A 19,211-nucleotide genomic window follows, 5' to 3' on the forward strand; every position below is an offset into this window, starting at 1 on the left:
TTGTTATGGTGGGAGACCGCACCAATTCAGTGTGTCGTCAGTCTACGCCGCCCTTCACCCTACGCTCAAGAACGTGCTCGCCCATCGCCTCGGCTGGACCGATCTCCGCCCGGTTCAGGAGGAGGCGTGCCGCGCCGCCGCCGAGGGGGCCGACCTTCTGGTCGTCGCCGGCACCGCAGGTGGCAAGACCGAGGCCGCCCTCATTCCGGTCGTCGACGCCGCGCTCAAAGGCGGGTACCCCGGCGTCGTCTGCCTCTGCCTCTTCCCGCTCAAGGCCCTCATCAACGACCAGGCGGCCAGGGTGGAGGAGTTCTGCACCCCGGCCGGACTCTCGGTCACCAGGTGGCACGGCGACGTCGGCCGCGGGGAACGCTCCTGGGCGGGGGGCGACCCGCCCCATCTCCTTCTCACCACCCCCGAGTCCCTGGAGGTGATCCTTCTGGACAAAGGGCTCAGGACCGCCCTGAAGAATCTCAGGTTTGTCATCGTCGACGAACTCCATGCTTTCGCCGGCGATCTGCGGGGCGTACAGGTCAGGTGTCTCCTCGACCGCCTCGACGAGGTGGCCGGGCGACCGTTGCAGCGGATCGGCCTTTCGGCGACGGTCGGCAACCCCGACGAGATCCTCGACTGGTTCTCCGGGCCGGGCCGCCGGCGCCGGATCGTCGCCGTTCCCGCACCGCCGGGGAAGAAGCAGTTCTCGTTCACGGTCGCCCGTGACCGCGAAGAACGTGCCCGTGCCGTCGCTCGCCTCGTCGCCGGGCAGCGGGCCCTCGTCTTTGTCGGCAGCAGGAGCCAGGCCGAAGGCCTTGCCGGAGATCTGGCCGATAAGGTGGAGCGCCTCTCGGTCCACCATTCTTCCCTCTCTCCGGCGATGCGCCGGGCGGCCGAAGAGTCCCTCGGCGGGGTGGGTAGCCCCTGTGTCATCTGCACCTCCACCCTCGAACTCGGGATCGACATCGGTGGCCTCGACCTCGTCGTCCAGGTCGGCCCGCCCCCCTCGGTCTCCTCCTTCCTCCAGCGCCTCGGCCGGACCGGCCGGCGAGGGACGCCTGCCAGGATGGCCTTTGTCCTCGGCGACGGCCTCGACCTCCTCATCGCCGTCGCAACCGTCGAGGCCGCCGCCAACCATGAGGTCGAACCTCTCGTCCCGCCGCGGGCGCCGTACCCGGTCCTGGTCCAGCAACTCTTCCTCGCCCTCCTCGCCCGCGGCCGGGCCCCGTCACCCTCTCTCGTCGCCCACCTCTGCCGGTTCACACCTTTCAAAGGGATGGAGAGCGAGGTCAGACTCATCCTCGAGCACCTTCTCGACACCGGCCACCTCGTCGCCGACCGGAACGTCCTGATGCTCGGGCCCGAGGCCGAACGGACCCTCTCGCGTTCGCACTGGGTTGACCTTCTCTCGGTCTTCGCCCCGGCCGCCGCATACCGCGCCCTCACCCCCGAAGGGGAGGCGGTCGGCGACCTCGACGCCAGGTTTGTGGCCGGTGGTGCCGGCACGGTCTGCACCCTCGGCGGTCGGCGGTGGCGGGTCATCGCCCTTGACCATGACTACCAGATCGCCACCGTCGTCCCTGCAGGCGGCAGCCCCGCGGCCTCTGACCGTCGGCCCTTCTGGTCGGGCACCGGTGCCCCGCTCAGCCCGGTCGTCGCCGCGTCGGTGCGGCGTCTCCTCGGCAGAGGGCGCTCCGTCCTCCCGCTCAGCCGGGCCGAACAGGCGACGGTCGGGGGGTTCGCCCAGGAGATCGGAGCCGCCGTCCCGCAGGATAGGTTCCTCGTCCTGGAGCGCTCCGAGGGGATCGTCGTCCTCTCGTTTCACGGCGGCCGGTTCAACCGCGTCCTCGCTGCCGTCCTCTCCACTGTCCTCCCGGACGGTCCGAAGGTCAGGCCCGCCGACCTCTGGCTCCTCATCGAGGGTATGACCGGCCCCGACCCCGCCGGCGAGGTTGCGGCGGCCCTTGATGCAACAAAGGCCCTTGAAGAGGATGAAGTCACCGCCGCACTCCCCTTCCCGGATCCTGAGGAGTGGAAGTTCGGTCCCCTCCTCCCCCGAGAAATCTTCGCCAGAATGGCCGCCGCCGACCGCCATGACTCTCAAGGTTTTGTCTCAATCATGAAAAGGGAAGATATATTTATGGTCTGACCGTATTCTTCAGGTTGATGTGGGCCGCTCTCTCTGCCCGGTTCATTCTATTGATGGCCGTCCATGACGGAGACCAGTCGGTTACTCCGGGGTGTCCTCCGTCTACCGGCATGCCGGGACGGAGGAGTCTCTGATGCGGGCCCGTTTTCTCGCCGCCGCGGCCGTCCTTCTCATCTGTCTCAGTGCCGCCGTCTTCCACCTCTCGACCACCTATGACGACTACAGCAGATACAACGTCCAGTGGAACGGCACCTCGGCCTTCTTCTCGCAGCTCGAGGAGCGGGGGGCAGAGTCGATCACCGACCCGAACGACCTTGTACACTACGACGACACCCTCCTTCTGATCGTCGCCCCTGAGGGTCCGCCGGGGCCGGAGAGGATCAAGGCATACAACAACTTCCTGGCACGCAACAACACCCTCGTCCTCTGCGACGACACCGGCGAGGCCGCTGCTCTCCTCGACGCACTCCCCGCCACGATCACGATTCTGCCCGGCACCGTCTCTTCGGTCGAGCGCGAATACACCACCACTGCTGCAGTCAGAGGGTATCCGGTCGGCAACCACACCCTGGTCGAGGGGGTCTCGGCCGTCCTCCTCAACCGGCCTGCGGCGCTGGAGGGCGGGATGCCCCTCCTCCAGACTTCCCTTCTTTCATGGGCCGACGAGGACCAGAACGGCCGGATCGACGGCGAGGAGACGGTCGGACGGTACCGCCTGGGAGTCACCGAGAAGATCGGCGGCGGCGAACTGATCGTCATCGGGGATCCCGGGATCTTTCTCAACTCGATGGCGGGTCTGGGGGAGGGAAACAAACAATTTCGAGAGAATATTCTCTCTCTTCGCCCGGTCGTGCTGGTTGACGAGGGATGGAGCAGGACGGCCGCTGCCGGGCCGTTCACCGGTATCATTCTATGGGTGAAGGAACGCCCTCTCTTCCAGATGGGTGTTCTGGCCCTGTTCATGTGTGGAGCAGTATATGTTTTCAGAAAGAGGATCAGGAGGTAGACGAGATGGATGTGAGTGAGCGCGATGTGGTACCGATTGCCGAGAAGTTTGAGGAGGTCAGGGGGACTGTCAACCGGTATGTGGTCGGGCACGAGGATCTGATCAGGCTGATCGCGATCAGTTCTCTCTCCGAGGGGGCGATCCTCATCGAGGGCGTCCCCGGCACCGCGAAGACGACGGTCTCGAAGATCATGGCGCATCTCCTCTCCGCCTCTTTCAGGCGTGTGCAGGGTGCGGTGGATGTCCAGCCGGCCGACATCATCGGGGTGCGGATCTATGCCCGCGATAAAGAGGAGTTCCTCCTGAAAAAGGGTCCGATCTTCTCGAACTTCGTCCTGATCGACGAGATCAACCGTCTCACCCCGAAGACCCAGTCGGCCCTTCTCGAGGCGATGAGCGAACAGCAGGCGACGATCGATGGGGAGACCTATCCCCTGCCCCGACCCTTCTTCGTCATGGCCACCCAGAACCCGTACGAGTTCGAGGGAACCTTTGCCCTGGTGGAGGCTCAGCGGGACCGTTTTCTCTTCAGTGTCCCGCTCACTTATCTCGATGCCGAGGACGAGATCGAGATCCTCAGGCGCGCCCAGAGCGGGAGGCTGGCCTGGGACGATTACGTGAAGACCCTCGTTCCGATTATCAGACCCGAAGAGATCGAAGAGATGGTCAGAACGGTTGCGGCGATCCATGTCGAGGAACCGATATGCCGATACATCACCGACCTGGTGATGGCCACCAGGAACCATCCAGACGTCCGTCTGGGAGCGAGTTCCCGGGCATCGCTCGCACTTCTGCGCGGGGCGAAGGCCAACGCGGTTCTGGAAGGACGCACCTATGTGATCCCGGACGACGTAAAGGCCCTTGCCCTTCCGGCCTTCCGTCATCGGATCGTGCTGGATCGGGAGGCGCTCATCGGGCGTGTCCCGGTGGATACGATCGTCAGGGAGATCCTGGACCTCGTCGAGGTGTCCTGAGCCGTGAAGCCGGGTCCGGCCGCAGAAGGGACGGGGGTGCTTGCCCTTGCCGTCACCGCCTATGCCCTCCTCTTCGACGATCCTGCCGGTTTCGTCGTCGCCGGAGCCCTGCTCGTCTATCTGGTGTACCGGGCTCATCTCTTTCTCCGGAATATCACGCGGGTCGTCGGGTCCCTGGCCATCTTCAGGAAGGTCGAGAGGACCATTGTCAGACAGGGGGGCGGTACCGGTGTCGAGACGACGGTCACCTACGAGCCGCGTCCCGGTCTCGCGGTCGGGGTGGAGGATCTCGTCCCGCCGGTCGCGGTTCAGGACGGGGAACAGGCGTATGACACCCCGGAGTCCGGGAAGATCGTGGTCAGGCACCGGCTGAAGTTTATGGCGGCCGGGGTGACCGCTTTTGGGGGGATCAGGCTCGCCGCTCGCGACCCCTTCTTCTCAGGTTCCCTCGACCTGAAACACAGTGCGTTGATGACACCGTCGATCACGGTCATACCGACCGGGACCTCCCTCACCTCCGCGGCCGCGGGGTCGGGGTTCGATGAACACCACGAAGAGGGACAGGCGGTTCTCCTGAAAGGCCAGGAGACGCGTTCGTACCGGGAGTACGTCTCCGGTGACCCCTTTGAGTTAGTGGACTGGAAACTCTCGGCCAGGCACGGTAAACTGTACATCAGGGAACCGGAGGCCATGAGTGGCGGGTCGCCCTGTGTCATCGTCGACCTCCCTGACCCGGGGCATCCTCTCTCCGACGATGAGATGACCAGGTACTCGATGGCGGTGAACGGTGCGGTCGAGGGGACGTACAGGAGGTATGGGGTCTGCCCGCTCCTTCTCATTGCCGGCGGCGAGGTGGTCGCCTCCCTCCCGCCGGAAGTTCCTGAAGAAGAACTCTTCGGGGCGCTGGCGATGGTCAGGCCGACTGAACAGACCGTCCCGGTCTATCGGTACCTGGATGCGGCGACGGTGCAGACGCACCTCAGGGGAGTGCGGAAAGCACCCGGGTGGGAGGGGACGTTCAGGGAGAGACTGGGGACGTTTATCTCTTCTTTTGGGTCGGAGGATGGACTGTCTTATTTCTGGACGCAGGTCACCGGCACCCTGCGCCGCTCCAGATCGAACGGGGTCTATCTCTGCACGCCGGGCCGGGGCGACATCAGCCACCTTGTCCAGGTGGTCCTGGAGGCGAGGCATCTCGGCTTCGATGTTTCGGGCTGTACTCTCTCGGGCCCGGAGAGCGCGGCGGCCAGGGCCGAACTGGCCGCATGCGGGATGGAACGGATGGAGGAGATCTGAATGGAAGCACGGATCTGGTTCGGGATCTTTGTCCTGCTCGGGCTTGCGGCTGCGTTCCTCGGCCCTGCCGCCCCGGCCGGGATCGGTGCGCTTGTCGTCGCGATCGGTCTGATCGCACTCGGAAGGGGAGAAAAGGATCACTGGTTCCTGGTCCTTGCGGCAGGTGCCCTGGTCGCCGTTGCTGCGGGTTTCACCTCGCCCATCTGGTCGACGGTTCTTGTCCTCGTCCTCCTCGGGTGGGTGGAAGACCGGTTTGCGTTCTTCTCCTCGAGAGAAGGGAAGGTGGCCTTCCTGGTCTTTGCCGCCGCGGTCGCCGTGGTTCTCCTGGCCCCGGCCCTGCTGATGAGGCATATCTTCCTTCTTTTCGGCGGTCTTGGTATACTCCTGCTGGTGTCCGGGTTATTTCTCTCCCTATCATGGTACAGACTGGTATGGTCTGCACGGAGGAGTGAAGAATGAAAAGACGTTTCTTGATGAATGACACGATTGTTGCCGGGGCGCTCCTCCTCGTGGCCGCCCTCGCGGCCCTCGCCCTGGCGGCGCTGACCGGTCGCGGCGATATCACGACTGCCACGCTGATCCTTGCCGGTTTCGGCTCGTTCGCCTCGGGACTGTTTCTCCTTGCGCTCTCCAGGGGACGGACCCCCGACCCGAAGTTTGCCGTTCTCCTGCCGGTGCAGGGAACGGTCGGGATCGCCACGCTGCTCGCCGACCTCGGGGTGCAGGGGGACGCCAGGTTCTTCCCGCCCGATCTGGAGGGCCGTACCCGCGCTCTGGTCCCTGCCGGTGGCCGGATGCCGTCGTCTCCGCCGGAGAGCACCTATTCGTATCTCACCACAGAGGAGGGTGACGCCGCGGTGATCACGCCCCTTGCCGCCCCCTGCCTCTCCTACCTGAAAGATTCCTGCTCGTTTGAGGTGCCTGCCGAACGGGAACAACTCTGCGAGGCGATCGTCGAGGTCTGCAGGGACGTGCTCGAGGTCTCGGAAGGTGTCGAGGCCGTGTTCGACGGCGACAACCTGGTCGTCGACCTGAAGGGCTTTGCCCTTGCCGATGGGTGCCGGGCGGTCAGGAATGCCTCGCCGAAATGCTGCACCATGGTCGGATGCCCCTTCTGCTCGCTCATCGCCTGCATCGCCGCCGAGGGGACCGGAGTGCCGTGCCAGATCCTCGCGGCTTCTCCATCGAAAAAAGGGAACGATCTCCGCCTCATCATCGGGCCGTCGGCCTGACCGTGATCCAGAGGTGAAGGTCGCGGTAACTCGCGTTGATCCGGTCCTTGCCCCAGACCGCGTCCGATGGCACCGTTTCGTTGAAGAGGAGGAACTGGAGGCGGTTCATCTCGGTTTCGGTGACCGTGAAATTGTACGGGCGCTCGACGGTCTCGTTGTGCGGCACGGTCACGGTGAAGCGGTCGAGTCGTTCCATGGCGTTGATCCGAGAGGTGTTGGTCGCCTCGTCGAAGGTCTGGTTGGTGAGCAGCACCTCGACGGTATAGGGCACCTCCCGGTACTCGTGGTTCCCTACACCGATGATAAGGGACTGTTCGCTCCCGGCGAAGAAGGAGGTCGGGTAATCGGCAGCCTTTCCGCCGGGACCGAGGATATAGAACTCGGTGAAATGTTCGCCTTCTTTCGGGACGACGAGGACATAGATGGTCGTCGTCACCGCCGCGAGGATCGCGAGGACCAGGATCACCGAGAGGGCGCGGTCGAGACGCGACTGTTCTTCAGGGAAGAGTTCGGCCTTTGCCTCGGTGACCATCTCGTTGAACGGAACGACAAAGCGCCGGTCGTCCGGGAGAAGCGCCCGCCGCCAGTGGGCGGCGATGAGCATCGCGAAGGTGAAGGCGATGAGAGAGACGAGGATGGGTTCGAGCCTGATCCCCCATGGGGTGTAGTTGAGGGCGAGTCCGATAAGGGGAACGACCGCGATCGAAAGTCCGAACGAGAGGGCGACCCGTTCGATGCCGTCGATATCGTCTTTTTCAGGGAAGAGTGCGGCAATAAGGGCATAGCCCGGGATGAAGATGACCATGGGGAGGCCGAAGATCGCCTGGACAAAGGTACCGTGGGTGAGCGGCACGTAGATTGCAGCGACGGTCGCCAGAGCCCAGAGGGCGACAAAAATGAGATCTTTCGAGGTGGCCTTCGGGTCGAACGCCTCGATGATCACGGGTTTTGTAGGCTGTTCTTCATTCATAGATCCTCAAGAAAATCTTTATCGACGTTTCATGCCGGTGATCAGGACGACGGCAAGGGCGCCGAGGGCGCACCAGATCGCGAGGGGGGACTGGGTCGGTGTGGTGGCGGTTGTCTGGGGTGCGGTGGTGGCGACGGATGTGGTGGTGGCCGGGGTTGTACCGGCGGGGGCTGCGGGGGTTACCTGTACTGAAAGCGGTGTCACGATCGCGAACTCGCCTGCTTCAGAGACCGCGGTCGAGATGGTCGAGCCGTCGATACGGCTCGGGACGGCTTTCCATCTGCCGTCAATAAAGGCGAGGATGGTAAGCGACGCGGTCCTGTCGGCCCCGGCTTTGTCCAGGTCAAGAACAAGGGTTGCTTCGGGCTCGAAGGATGCGCTCGACGGGAGGACGGCGTAGGGGCCGGCGACCGCCTGCCAGTTCTCGGGCACGGCACGGTTGCTCACCATGATGGCGAGGTCGCCGGTCCGGGCGCCGGAAAGGGCCCTTTCGTCGAAGGTGAGGGTTGCACCCCGGTCAGAGGACGAAATGGTCACGGGTTTTGTATCGGTCGAAGTCGGTGTCGCCGTGCTGTCTTCCCAGTTCGACGAACTGCCGGGGGATGAGGTTGTCGGTTTGGTCGTGGGCTCGGTGGTGGGCTCGGTCGTCGGGACGAGAACGCCATCGACATAGATCTTTACGCCGACGGTCCCGCCGTTCAGGCCGGTGACCGTGAAGGTCATCTCCGAGTTCTCAGGGCCGGTTTTCTTTCCTGAGAGGTCCATCGAGGTTGTCACGGCTTCTGCGCCGGCGATGCCTTCACCGTTGAGGGTGAGGTACTGGATGAGTCCCTGCGGGATATCGGTGTTCTCTTTGATATTGACGACGCCGTCCTCGCCTTCGCCATAGATCGTGACGGCCCTGCCGCCCATTCTTGCGTTGAGGTTTGTGGTATTGACGTTCTCGGCGTGGATCGCGATCCGCCCGTCTTTGAGGGCGAAGGGGATCTGGAGGTTGTTGGTGCTCAGCGAGAACTTTCCGTCTGCGTCGAGGGGCACGGCCGCCTCGATCTGGATCATAAAGGTACTGTCGTCGGCGAGATCTGTGATCGAGATGGTGATCGGATCGTTTTCGTTGATAGGGTCCGGTGTAATGGTGACCGTTGCGGCAGAGAGTGGGGCGATAAGAATGAGGAGCCCGATAATCACTGTCAGCAATCCGGGGGTGCTGGGCTGTTCCATGCTCACTTAGTCCCGGGCGAAAGTATATCTTTTTTGTGTATCCCGGGGCATGGTGCCCGGTTTTGGAACGCTTTTGAACACGATCCAATATATAAAGATGACGTTTTTCTGGGGTCAGGATATTTTCGAAATGTTTAAATCTCAACTCTCTTCTTTACTTTGTTACCGCTGAGGTGGTGTTGTTGAAACCTGTTCCTTCTCAGAGCATTCTGACTATTCTGATACTGTTGGTCCTGCTGGCCCCCGCCACGGCAGGAATACCTGACGGCACGGTCGTCCAGACGGACGAGAAAGTGCCTGTCATTGTCGTCCTCAAGGACCAACCGGACCGCGGAACGAATTTCTTGACGATGAAAGCCGAGGCTGCCACCAGTCAGGCATCGGTGCTCTCGTCCATCAGTGTGATCGACGGTGCTGCTGCGCAGTCTGCGGAGCAGTTCTGGATCGTGAACGCGATCCGGATCGAGGCCGACCAGGCAGCGATTGAAAGGATCGCCCTCCTCCCGGGGGTCGACCATGTGGAGCCCGACATGAGGGTGATGGTCAACGACCCCGTTAGCAAGGTGTCAAGCGTCGTCGATACCCAGTACACGAGAAGCGATGAGGCGTACCTCATGCCCTGGAACCTTGACTGGGTCGAGACACCCGGCGTCTGGTGCGCCGGCAACATGGGCGAAGGGGTCACGATCGCGGTCGTGGACACCGGTATCGACGGTTCTCACCCGGCCTTCGGCGGCCGTGTCAAGGCCTTCGCCGACTTTGTGAACGGGGAGAATGAATCTGCCTATGACGACGAAGGTCACGGTACCCATTGTGCCGGCACCGCCGCCGGCGGTGAGGTCGCGGTCTCTACAGATTATGAGGGCAATGTGGACGTCGTCCTCGGCGTCGCCCCGAAGGCCGACCTGATCGGCGCAAAGGTACTGGACTTTGAGGGAAGCGGGTGGATCTCCGACATCCTCAAAGGCATCCAGTGGTCGGTCGAGAACGACGCCGATGTGGTCTCTCTCAGTGCGGGGTCATACTTCTGGAGAGCGGAGACAAAACCCGGCGAGGAAGACGAATCGTGTCCTATGATCGAACCAGGGGAGACACTGACTCTGACCCTCGAGGTCTCCTCGAATTATGCTGATGGCGATGACGTCTATGAACCCCAATTCGTCGTCGGCGGGTATGTGCTTGAGCAGATGGGATACTATAACTCTGCAACGCCATATACGCCCGCCCCTGCCAACCTGACGTTCTCCCTTACCGCACCCGGTGATGTCACGCCAGCGGGGGGGCTCATCGACTGGGACGGCTTTGACCATTCCCCCTACACGGTGATGTTCAAGGCGCCGTACACGAGCAACAGCGGGAACTGGAATGGTTTCTGGACGGTGAATATCACCAACAACGACAACGGAACGGTCTACCTGAAAAAGGTCGTGATCGCCGAGGCTTACGAGTCTGATGGGAACTCCGCTTTTGACAGAACTCTGAACAACCTTGTCGAGGGCGGTGTGGTGGCAGTCGTTGCGGCAGGCAACGACGGGTACTATGGTACCGGCACGGTCAGCACGCCCGGCACGGCGCAGGACGTCATCACGGTCGGGGCCACCGACTACTGCATGGACTACCGGGCGAGTTTCAGTTCCATCGGGCCGGTGAACCGGGCAAACCCCTACGTCAAGCCTGATGTGATGGCGCCCGGCGTCGGCATTCTCTCCGCCTATCCGGGCGGACAGTACGCCGTGATGGACGGCACTTCGATGGCCACCCCCTGTGTTGCCGGCACCGCCGCCCTCATGCTCGCCGGGAACGATACCCTGACCCCGGCAGAGGTCAAGCAAGCCCTGATGGACTCGGCCGTCCATATCAAAGAGGACGGCACGGCGATGGCCACCCCCGAACTGAACAATCTCTACGGCGCCGGCCGGATCAGTGCGTACAGGGCGGTCGAAGCGACTGGCGGCCTGCACGGTGCGCCTGAAGTGTCTTCTTCTCTTACCGAACTCTTCGGTGGGCCGTATTACAACCAGGCCGACCCCGACACCGTGAAGATGCTCGCGGTCTGCTGGAATGCCACGGCATCGGCTCCGGTCGCCAACGAGACGGTGAATTTCTATCTTTCAGACTATAATTACGCGAATTGGGACATTATCCGCTCAGATTCGGCCGTAACGGATGCCGACGGCATGGCGACCGTCGCCTTCGACATCTCTACGCTCACCCCGGGCCGAAATTTCAAGGCCGAGGTGACGTGGGGAGACCATGTCCTGTCCGGTTTCTGGAGCAAGTACTACTCCCAGGACGGCGGCGGCACTTCCGTCACCCCTGCCCCGCTCTATGAGGCTCAGTCCTTTATCGCCCCGCTGGACGGCGCCGTCACGATGCGTTACCCCCTCATCGACACCGACGGATCGGCCTACACCGAACCGGTCAGACTGGTGGTGAAGAACGCTACAATTACCTTCTATAATGAAACCCTGACCCCGGTCGACGGTGTCGTCACGGCCACCGTCGATTTTGCGGGCTTCGACATCGACCCGACCAACTATTGGTCCCGCCCCTACATCCTGATCAACGATCGGAACGCCGGGACAGTGTCGTTCTCGTATGAGATCTACTATGAGGCCTTCTCCTCTCCGAAACTGGCGATATGCCCGCCCGGCAGTTCAATCGACATCGCCCTGGAGGTCGCCGGCCACCATAGTGGTGGGGTCGTCACCTCGAAGGACTATCGGGTGGACGTGACCTCTTTCACCGAGACGGAGATCCTCTCCCTCCCGCCAGAACTCCTGGGTCAGTTCGCGACCGGAACACCTGTCGACGCGGCCGCTCTCCTTGAGGCGGCGGAGGGTCTGACCCCCGTAGAGTCGACCGGGACGGTCAGCGTCACCAACGGAATCGGCATCTATAACTTCACGATGCCGGCAGACTGCTCTGTAGCGGTCGTCAAATTTTTCGACCCATCTTACGAGGATTACGGCTATTATGACTCTTCCATGGTATCGGTCGTCTATGGTTCGATGTCGCCATGGACCCTTCACCGTGTGACCGCCCCGATGCCGGTTGCGCTGGATACTCTCGACAGCACCTTTATCGGCGTCTCAGACTACACATGGCCGTCGACCTGGAACCAGAGCGAGTACCGCTCGGTGCCCGGCAGTCAGGCCACCCTCCAGGCCGTTGTCTGTACGATAAACGGCACGACGTACGATGTGACCCCTGACGCCGGGAAGACGGTCAGGCTGTACACCGTCGACGGTGTCAGGACGAACACGACCGGCGCCGACGGCACCTGCACGTTCACGCTCGACGTGGCAGGAAAGAGTTTTGAAGACGTGATCCTGCTCACCGAGGGCATCGATGTCGCTGCAGGGACGTTGAATTATATACCCTTCTCGATTTACTCATCCAGCCGCGTCCCTGCCGGCCTCCTCGGATGTGACCCGGAAGCCGCTGCAGCGGTCGTGACCCTCAATCCAGCTTCGGAGACCCGGTGGATGGATGTCACGTATCAGGGCAGTGGTTCGTATCAGGTGGCGCTCCATTCCTATGGCCCGGACGACACCCCCATCGTTGAGCGCGGTATATTTGCGGCAAGCCCCTGGGTCGGGTGGCTTACAGAGGGGACCGAGTTTGCCGACACCTTCGCCTACACCGGTGACTGGACCAAGACCATCGCCCCGAGCGTGAACGGCACCTATGAGGGCCGCGCCTCGGTGGTGTGGGACGGACGTTTCGTCGGGTACATGGGCCGGATGTTCAGCGTACCCGAGGCCTCCGTCAACTACGAAGTGAAACCCGACGTTCTGGTCGGCACAACGGTTCCGGTGACCTTCACCGTCACCGACAATGACGGCAACCCGGTCGGCGGAGCCAAGGTCGGGTTCTTCCTCGGCGGCGCTACCTTCTTCGATTACACCGGAAACGATGACGATGTCCGCCCGATCAACATTGATCACATGAACATGTGGTACCCCGACCCGTACTCCGAGGTGCTCACGGGCTATACCAAAGCGAACGGGCAGGTCACCCTGGACGTCCACGCGCCTTCCGCCGAGATGGCGCTCGAAAGGAGGGCGCTTGGGTTCTCTGACTATATATTCTACAAGACGGTCTGCTACAAGGGCGACGAGGTCATCAAGCCGGACCTCTGGTATTATGACGGATGGTACTATGACGGCGCCTTCAAACTCACCGCCGAGGCCCTGCCCGACTTCGTCCCTGTCGTCAGCGCCCCCCATGTGGTGAAGTTGTACAGGAACGACTCGGTCGTGGTCAATGACCTTCGTCTTGAGATCAAGAACCAGGGCACCGTGGACTTCGTGTACGACGGGAGCAACGCCGTTGTGGTGAAGGCCTCCGTCGGTTCCAAGGACCAGTCCACCACCTGTGATAAGAGTATCGCCGTCGGCGAAACAAAGACCGCCCTGTACACGAGTGTCCAGGCCTACGCCTCCGACTACGGCATCGACACCACTAACTACGACCTGCCGGTGGACGTGAACGTGAACGTCACGGTCAACCCGGAGCATGTGATCGACGAGGTCACCTACGCGAACAACAACCTGGTCTATCCGGTGCGGATCACCGCCCCCGACCTTGTGGTGGAGATCGGGGTCCCGTCGGTCGTGGTCGAGAGCACCGTCCCCACCCCGATCACCCTCGAGGTGACGAACAAAGGCGAAGTACCTTCGGTGGCCACGACGATGGTCTACTCGATCAGCGGCACGCCGGAGGAGACGATCAATGTTCCCGCCCTTCAACCAGGTCAGAGTTTCAATGTCTCGAGGAACCGGGTTCTTCTCAAGGGCACCTACACCCTGGCTCTCAAGGTGAACCCGAACGGTGTCACTGACTATGAGACGACATTCGAGAACAACCGGGTCACCAGGACGGTGAACTGCTACCTCTACCCGACAACCTCCGTCGTGCTGCCCCAGGATCTTGTCCTGGTGCCGGGCACGACCTATGACCTGCCGATCGTGGTGAAGGGTGCAGAGAACCTCGCGGCCTACCAGATGACCTTCACCTTCGACCCGGCGGCCTTCACGGTCACGGATGTGACCTCGGGTGCGATTCCACTGACCGCAAAGAACATCGAGACAGGCACTGTCACATTCAATGGCGGGACCACAACCGGTGTCGGCGGTGACGTGACCGTGGCCACGGTCCACCTTTCAGCGACCGGTTCGAGTGGAACCGAATCGGCGCTCAACCTTGACGCCAAACTCTGGGACGCAAACGAGTATGCGATCCCGGTCGAGGTGACCCCCGGCAGCGCTGTCCTCCTCCTGTACGGCGATGCGAATGGCGACGGAACGGTCGATCAGGCCGACACCCTCCGCGTCCTGAAAGAAGTCGTCGGTCTGACGGCGAGTCCGGCCTCCGGAACAACGGCCTTCCTCCAGACAGACGTCCATGAGAACCGTGCGATCGAGGTCGGCGACGCGATGTTCATCGCCCAGAAGAATGTGGGCCTCAGGGACCACTACTTCAGGATTGTGTGAGGTGAATGCAGATGAATGTGAAAAATCTCCTGGTGGTGGGGCTCATCCTCACCGCCCTTCTGGTATCAGCGGCATCCGCGGCTGACCTTGTGGTCATGCCCCAGAGTTCTACCAGTGCAATCGGTGAGGTCACCGATGTGACACTGCGGGTTGAGAATGTGAACCATCTCGGTGGGTTCGATATCGACCTCTGCTGGGATCCCTCGGTGGTCGTGCTTGACCCCGAACCGGGCAGCGTGACCATCGGTCCGCTCTTCTCCGGCGATGTGAACGACACCGCGTATGCAAGCCAGAATGGGCGTGTCCGGGTGGCGGCGGTGAACGCCAGTCTTGAAGGTGTCTCGGGCACCGCCGACCTCTTCACCGTCCGCCTGAAGACCGTCGACGACACCGGGAAGTCGACCCCTGTCGCGGCGGTCGTGAACAACTATGGGTTCCTCAACTCGACAAGCGGCGACGACATCCCGGTGAACCCGGTCACGAACGCCACGATCACCTCGCAGCGGGTCAACCGCATCGTCTCGGAAGTCGGGGTTGCGAGTTCGAGCGTCTCGGTAAATTCCAGTACCTACGGGGTCTTTACGGTGGCCAACCAGCGCGGTGTCCCGACCTCGGAACTGACGATCAACACCACCATCTATGCCCCCGACGGCTCGGTCTTCAACACCGCCGAACGGAAGGGGATTATCCTGAAGGCATACGAGCAGAATGTGCAGCGGACCGAATGGACGCCGACGCAGACCGGCACGTATGTCCTGAATGTGACGGTGACCTCCGACACCGATCTCCCGGTCGTCGGAACCACCACGGCGGAGCGCTCGGTGACCGTGCGCGAGTTCAGCCTTGAGTTCCATCCGCATGTCTACGGCTACTCCCGTCCCCAGGTGGACACATGGTTCTGGATGGTCTGGTATGTCAAACCAAGTGAGAGCGGGAAGGTGCATCTGAACCTGAGTGTGCCGGAGAGTATCGAGGTCATGGGCGGGACCGAATGTGATCCGTGGATGAACGGCGGTGCCCTGAACTATGTCTCGTTCCGTATGCGTGCCACCGAGATCGGTACCTTTACCAGGGACCGGTTCAACCTGACGGCGTCGGCGCACGGGAAGACGGCCTCGAAAGCGAGCACTCACGATATTTACGTCTGGGTGCCTTCGCTGGAGGTCTCGTCGGTGGATTCGGTGAACGTTGACGCCGTTGGTGATTTCGAGATGTCCTACAACACCCTCCACACCAACAGCACCTATGACAACCAGACCGTTATCACCGTGCAGTCGGGCGCCCGCGGCCGGACGCTCGCCGGTCTTGGCTATCTTGTCGGCTATCCGTATGGGTGTGTTGAGCAGACGACGTCGAGAATGCTTGCTTCACTGAACGTGAAGAACTACTATCTTGAACGCCCGGACAGGCCGGCCGATTTCCAGATCATCCGCAATGATGCGAACACCTCGGTGAGCAACGGTGTGGTCAAACTGGTGCGCGGGGGCCAAGTCGGTCAGCATGAAGACGGCGGCTGGAGCCTCTGGGGCTGCGGCGAATCCGAGTCCTCTTCCAGTTCGTACGCCGCCTACACGCTGGCGAGGGTGAACGAGTCGGGCGAAGACCTGAACCGCCTGCTGGACGGCAATGTCAGCACCGGTCCCACGGTCGGCGACGACACGGTCAACTTCGAGAAAGCGGTCGAGTGGTTCCACGGGTACCCGGACGATCCGTCGAGCAATACATGGACGTGGAGCGCTGGTGTCTGCCACGCATGGACTCCGACCTCGAACACCGGGTTCGTGATGCTGATCCATGACATGATCCGTGATCAGGGCACGGTCGCAGAGCCCTATGCAACCTACATGACGGAGAACATGCAGAACGCCACGCGGTACTTCGTTGAAACTCAGGCCGGTGACGGTTCCTGGGGCGGCAACCACGACACGGCGATGGCGACTGCGCTTGGGCTCTGGGGCCTGGAGGCCTATGGGACTCCCTCGGCCGATGTGACGCAGAGCCAGATCGACGACGCAAAGGCAAACGCGGTTGCCTGGCTTCTCGAAAACCAGGACGTCGACGGCCACTGGAAGGTCGGTCGCTTCTATGGATACAGCAGTAGTGGCCGGAACTCCGAGAGTACCGCCTATGCGGTCCTCGCCCTCAACGCCACCGGCATCCCCGCGGAGAACAAGACGATCCAGAATGGCGTGAACTGGCTTGTTGAGCAGTACGAATCCGGCGGGAAGTGGGGTTACACCTGGGCAACGCAGGCGGCGATCGACGCCCTGATCCACTGTCAGCCCATCGAGATCAGTACGGGCGAGCTCTCGATCTCCATCGACGGGAACGACATCTGCACGCTGACGGTCGACGACGCCAACCCGAAGGTGGAGTACATCCTCACCGCCGATCAGATGGCGACGGTGATGGCGGACGGTGACCTGAAACGCGAGATCTCCGATTACTCGAAGGTCATGCAGCACGCCGTCACGGTGACCAGGAACAACGGCGACGGTATGATCCTGGTCTCGATTGAGAACACGCAGCGCGCGCCGGTGAACGAGATCGACGATCCCATCGAGGACACCGGCACCATCCTGTCGACCGGCGGCATCATTCCCGACACCGGATCGCCGGATGTGGTCAGGTTCTCAGAGAACATGGACATCCTCGGCGACGCCGCACCCGGGGATCTCTTCGACACGGTGACCCTCGCCTCCGACCCGTCCCCGCTTGTTGCGAACGAGTCCGGAAAGGTGACAATCCAGGTAGTCTCCGGTGTTCAGGACGTCTTCTCGCCGATGATCGAGGTGCCGATCGAGGGCTTCACCTTTGCAAACGGCACCATCGAGGAGAATGGAATAGGAGTATCCTACGAGGTGCTGAACGGTTCGGTCAACACCGACTCGACCTCGATCTTCATCGAGCCCACCAAATGGCTCAAAGATACGACCTACACCTATGTATTCGACGCCAAACCCACTCATGTGGGAGCCCTCAACTTCAACCTCAGGTTCAAGGCGCTCAATGACGAGAGCAATGTCACGCTTGTCGAGAAGGATCTGGCCGTCACCGGCCGCGGCGATGTGGCGGTGAAGGTCACCGACGAGAACGACAGCCCGGTCGAGGCGACGATCGTCCTCGACGGTTTGAGCCAGACGGCGACGAGTCACACCTTCGAAGGTCTGCTTGCGGGCACCTATCCGCTCTCGGTCTCGAAGGTGGGATACACCACGGTGAACACGACGGTGGGTGTCCAGGCGAACGGCGAGACCAATGTCACGGTGATGATGCCGACAGACCTCTCGACTCCGCGGTTGATTCTCTCCCACGGCAGCGGTATGCTTGCCGGTGTCTCGGAGGTTCCGGGCAGACTCTCCGCGGGCTTTGCGGAGAACGCCACCTACAATGCGACGGTCGTCGGGAACGGTGGAGAGATCGGACTTGCGCTGGAGTTCCCGCAGCGGTTTATGCTGAATGACCCGGTTGTGCGTTTGAACGGCGGCGGGGTACTTGACCCGAGCGAGTATGAGATCAGGGAGGGGACGTTTGAGTATGACGATTATAATGATAAGTATTCATCAAGTAATGCTACAATTATAATCTACAGCGCCCCGATCGGATTAAATACCATTGAGATTGGTCTGACCGGGACAAGGCTCGGTGATGCCAATGGAGATGGGAAACTCACGCTGTACGATCCCATTCGGATTCTCGCGTGCTACAATCAGGACGAAGGTGGATATGCGGAATGGATCAGTGCGTATGATTATATGGACACCTTTGAACGAGAAAAACACAAAATAACTCTATTTGATGCAATAACAGCATTAAGTGACTACAATGAACAGGGGTGATATCATCAAATCCCATTATATTTTAGTAGTGACCCTCGTGTTTCTCTTCAGTGTGCTGGTATCCAGCGCGAGTGCAGCCGAGGTTGTTCTGGATGGAAACGAGATTGTGATACGTGGAGTGGATGACTCCGTTGGTCTTGGAGGTTTCTCGATTGTTCTATCCTATGGTTCAGACGTCAGTATCAGTTCTGTCACGGGGCTTTCAGGTTTTTTAGTGGTGAATGATACTGGGATGAGAAAAATTTCCGGCATCTATGGCGGGACCGAGATCAAGACGGGTGATATCCCTGTTGCCAAGGTATCCAGATCAGAGGCAGGGGTTGTCACTATATCTGTTCGGGAACTCATAAACCGCGAAGGAGATGCTATCCCCTTTTCGAACCCGGTATGGGGTGGAGACGATGTAACGTCACCAACACCTTCCAGGACAGAAGTTACGACCCCAGAACAGACAACGTCGTCCACCTCATCCTCAGGCGGAGAGGGGACATCAACGTCTGAAACTGGTCGCTCTAAAGAAGGAATTTCCGCTCAAGAAACGTCTGTTTCTGTAGAACACACGTCGGTGAGTGAAGTGCCATTTTCTCCTACCCCTGATGGAACTACAGCGCAGATCACTGAAAAACCATCGACGACGACAACGCCAACGCCGAAACAGCAGGCTTCTCTCTCGTTTGGAGGTTCATTTGTGGCATTTGGACTTTTGGTCGTATTAAAGCGAAGGATTAATAATTCAGGTAAATAATTAGGATGTGATAGTTCATGGAAAAAAAGCGTGTTGTTGCAATTACGTTTGTGCTCTTATGCCTATGCGTAGGTTTTGCTGTTGCAGCTCCAGCAGGATCTTTGAAGGCAGGAGATGCACAAAACGTCCCTGATGGGGCAAATGAGTCTGTTGAATTTTGTTTGTCCCATAATTTTACAGATCCTGGTGTTAGTGGAGTATCATTCAGGGTATTCTATGATCAGGATGTTACCGAGCCACTGGAATCAAAAGAGACCTCCTCGGAGTATGTGGGTCTGCCTGATTTC

11 protein-coding genes are annotated in these 19,211 nt (G+C 60.9%); 9 read left to right on the top strand and 2 right to left on the bottom strand.

The window, feature by feature from the left end; translation table 11 throughout:
• The first annotated feature begins 31 nt into the window (after nt 1–31).
• The 6 genes from E2N92_RS09110 (at nt 32) to E2N92_RS09135 (ending at nt 6,651) form a co-directional block, all read left to right on the top strand.
• Nucleotides 32–2,143, top strand: coding sequence for a DEAD/DEAH box helicase (locus E2N92_RS09110; protein ID WP_220680873.1), 2,112 nt, complete (start codon nt 32–34; stop codon nt 2,141–2,143).
• Between the two features lie 133 nt (nt 2,144–2,276).
• Nucleotides 2,277–3,149 (top strand): DUF4350 domain-containing protein, encoded by an 873-nt coding sequence (locus tag E2N92_RS09115; RefSeq protein WP_220680874.1) that lies wholly within the window; start codon nt 2,277–2,279, stop codon nt 3,147–3,149.
• 5 nt (nt 3,150–3,154) lie between these two features.
• Nucleotides 3,155–4,123, top strand: coding sequence for an AAA family ATPase (locus tag E2N92_RS09120; RefSeq protein ID WP_220680875.1), 969 nt, complete (start codon nt 3,155–3,157; stop codon nt 4,121–4,123).
• Between the two features lie 3 nt (nt 4,124–4,126).
• On the top strand, nt 4,127–5,419 hold the full coding sequence (locus tag E2N92_RS09125; RefSeq protein ID WP_220680876.1) for a DUF58 domain-containing protein: 1,293 nt from the start codon (nt 4,127–4,129) through the stop codon (nt 5,417–5,419).
• On the top strand, nt 5,420–5,878 hold the full coding sequence (locus E2N92_RS09130) for a hypothetical protein (RefSeq protein WP_220680877.1): 459 nt from the start codon (nt 5,420–5,422) through the stop codon (nt 5,876–5,878).
• Nucleotides 5,875–6,651: a hypothetical protein gene (locus tag E2N92_RS09135; protein WP_220680878.1), complete on the top strand. Its 777-nt coding sequence runs from the start codon at nt 5,875–5,877 to the stop codon at nt 6,649–6,651. Before E2N92_RS09130 ends, E2N92_RS09135 begins: the two co-directional genes overlap by 4 nt.
• Here the strand turns inward: E2N92_RS09135 and E2N92_RS09140 are convergent.
• Nucleotides 6,632–7,621, bottom strand: a complete 990-nt coding sequence (locus E2N92_RS09140; RefSeq protein WP_220680879.1) for a DUF1616 domain-containing protein — start codon at nt 7,619–7,621, stop codon at nt 6,632–6,634. The genes E2N92_RS09135 and E2N92_RS09140 overlap by 20 nt on opposite strands.
• An 18-nt stretch (nt 7,622–7,639) precedes the next feature.
• Complete coding sequence (locus E2N92_RS09145; protein WP_220680880.1) at nt 7,640–8,842, bottom strand: hypothetical protein; 1,203 nt, start codon at nt 8,840–8,842, stop codon at nt 7,640–7,642.
• A 227-nt stretch (nt 8,843–9,069) separates the two neighbouring features.
• Between E2N92_RS09145 and E2N92_RS09150 the strand changes: the two genes are divergently transcribed.
• The 3 genes from E2N92_RS09150 to E2N92_RS09160 are packed head-to-tail and all read left to right on the top strand — an operon-like array spanning nt 9,070 to nt 18,924.
• Entirely contained in the window at nt 9,070–14,340 is a 5,271-nt protein-coding gene (locus tag E2N92_RS09150; protein WP_220680881.1) for a S8 family serine peptidase, read from the top strand.
• Nucleotides 14,341–14,351: 11 nt separating this feature from the next.
• Nucleotides 14,352–18,179, top strand: a complete 3,828-nt coding sequence (locus E2N92_RS09155; RefSeq protein WP_220680882.1) for a PEGA domain-containing protein — start codon at nt 14,352–14,354, stop codon at nt 18,177–18,179.
• Nucleotides 18,166–18,924 carry a hypothetical protein gene (locus E2N92_RS09160; RefSeq protein ID WP_220680883.1) on the top strand — a complete coding sequence of 253 codons (759 nt, stop codon included), beginning with the start codon at nt 18,166–18,168 and terminating at the stop codon, nt 18,922–18,924. Before E2N92_RS09155 ends, E2N92_RS09160 begins: the two co-directional genes overlap by 14 nt.
• Nucleotides 18,925–19,211: the final 287 nt, after the last annotated feature.

This window comes from Methanofollis formosanus, assembly GCF_019633745.1.
GTDB lineage: Archaea > Halobacteriota > Methanomicrobia > Methanomicrobiales > Methanofollaceae > Methanofollis > Methanofollis formosanus.

Bases quoted from the DNA above. Each gene is read 5' to 3' on its own strand.
- E2N92_RS09115 (WP_220680874.1), top strand. From the start codon at position 2,277: ATGCGGGCCCGTTTTCTCGCCGCCGCGGCCGTCCTTCTCATCTGTCTC.
- E2N92_RS09120 (WP_220680875.1), top strand. From the start codon at position 3,155: ATGGATGTGAGTGAGCGCGATGTGGTACCGATTGCCGAGAAGTTTGAG.
- E2N92_RS09130 (WP_220680877.1), top strand. From the start codon at position 5,420: ATGGAAGCACGGATCTGGTTCGGGATCTTTGTCCTGCTCGGGCTTGCG.
- E2N92_RS09135 (WP_220680878.1), top strand. From the start codon at position 5,875: ATGAAAAGACGTTTCTTGATGAATGACACGATTGTTGCCGGGGCGCTC.
- E2N92_RS09140 (WP_220680879.1), bottom strand. From the start codon at position 7,621: ATGAATGAAGAACAGCCTACAAAACCCGTGATCATCGAGGCGTTCGAC.
- E2N92_RS09145 (WP_220680880.1), bottom strand. From the start codon at position 8,842: ATGGAACAGCCCAGCACCCCCGGATTGCTGACAGTGATTATCGGGCTC.
- E2N92_RS09155 (WP_220680882.1), top strand. From the start codon at position 14,352: ATGAATGTGAAAAATCTCCTGGTGGTGGGGCTCATCCTCACCGCCCTT.
- E2N92_RS09160 (WP_220680883.1), top strand. From the start codon at position 18,166: ATGAACAGGGGTGATATCATCAAATCCCATTATATTTTAGTAGTGACC.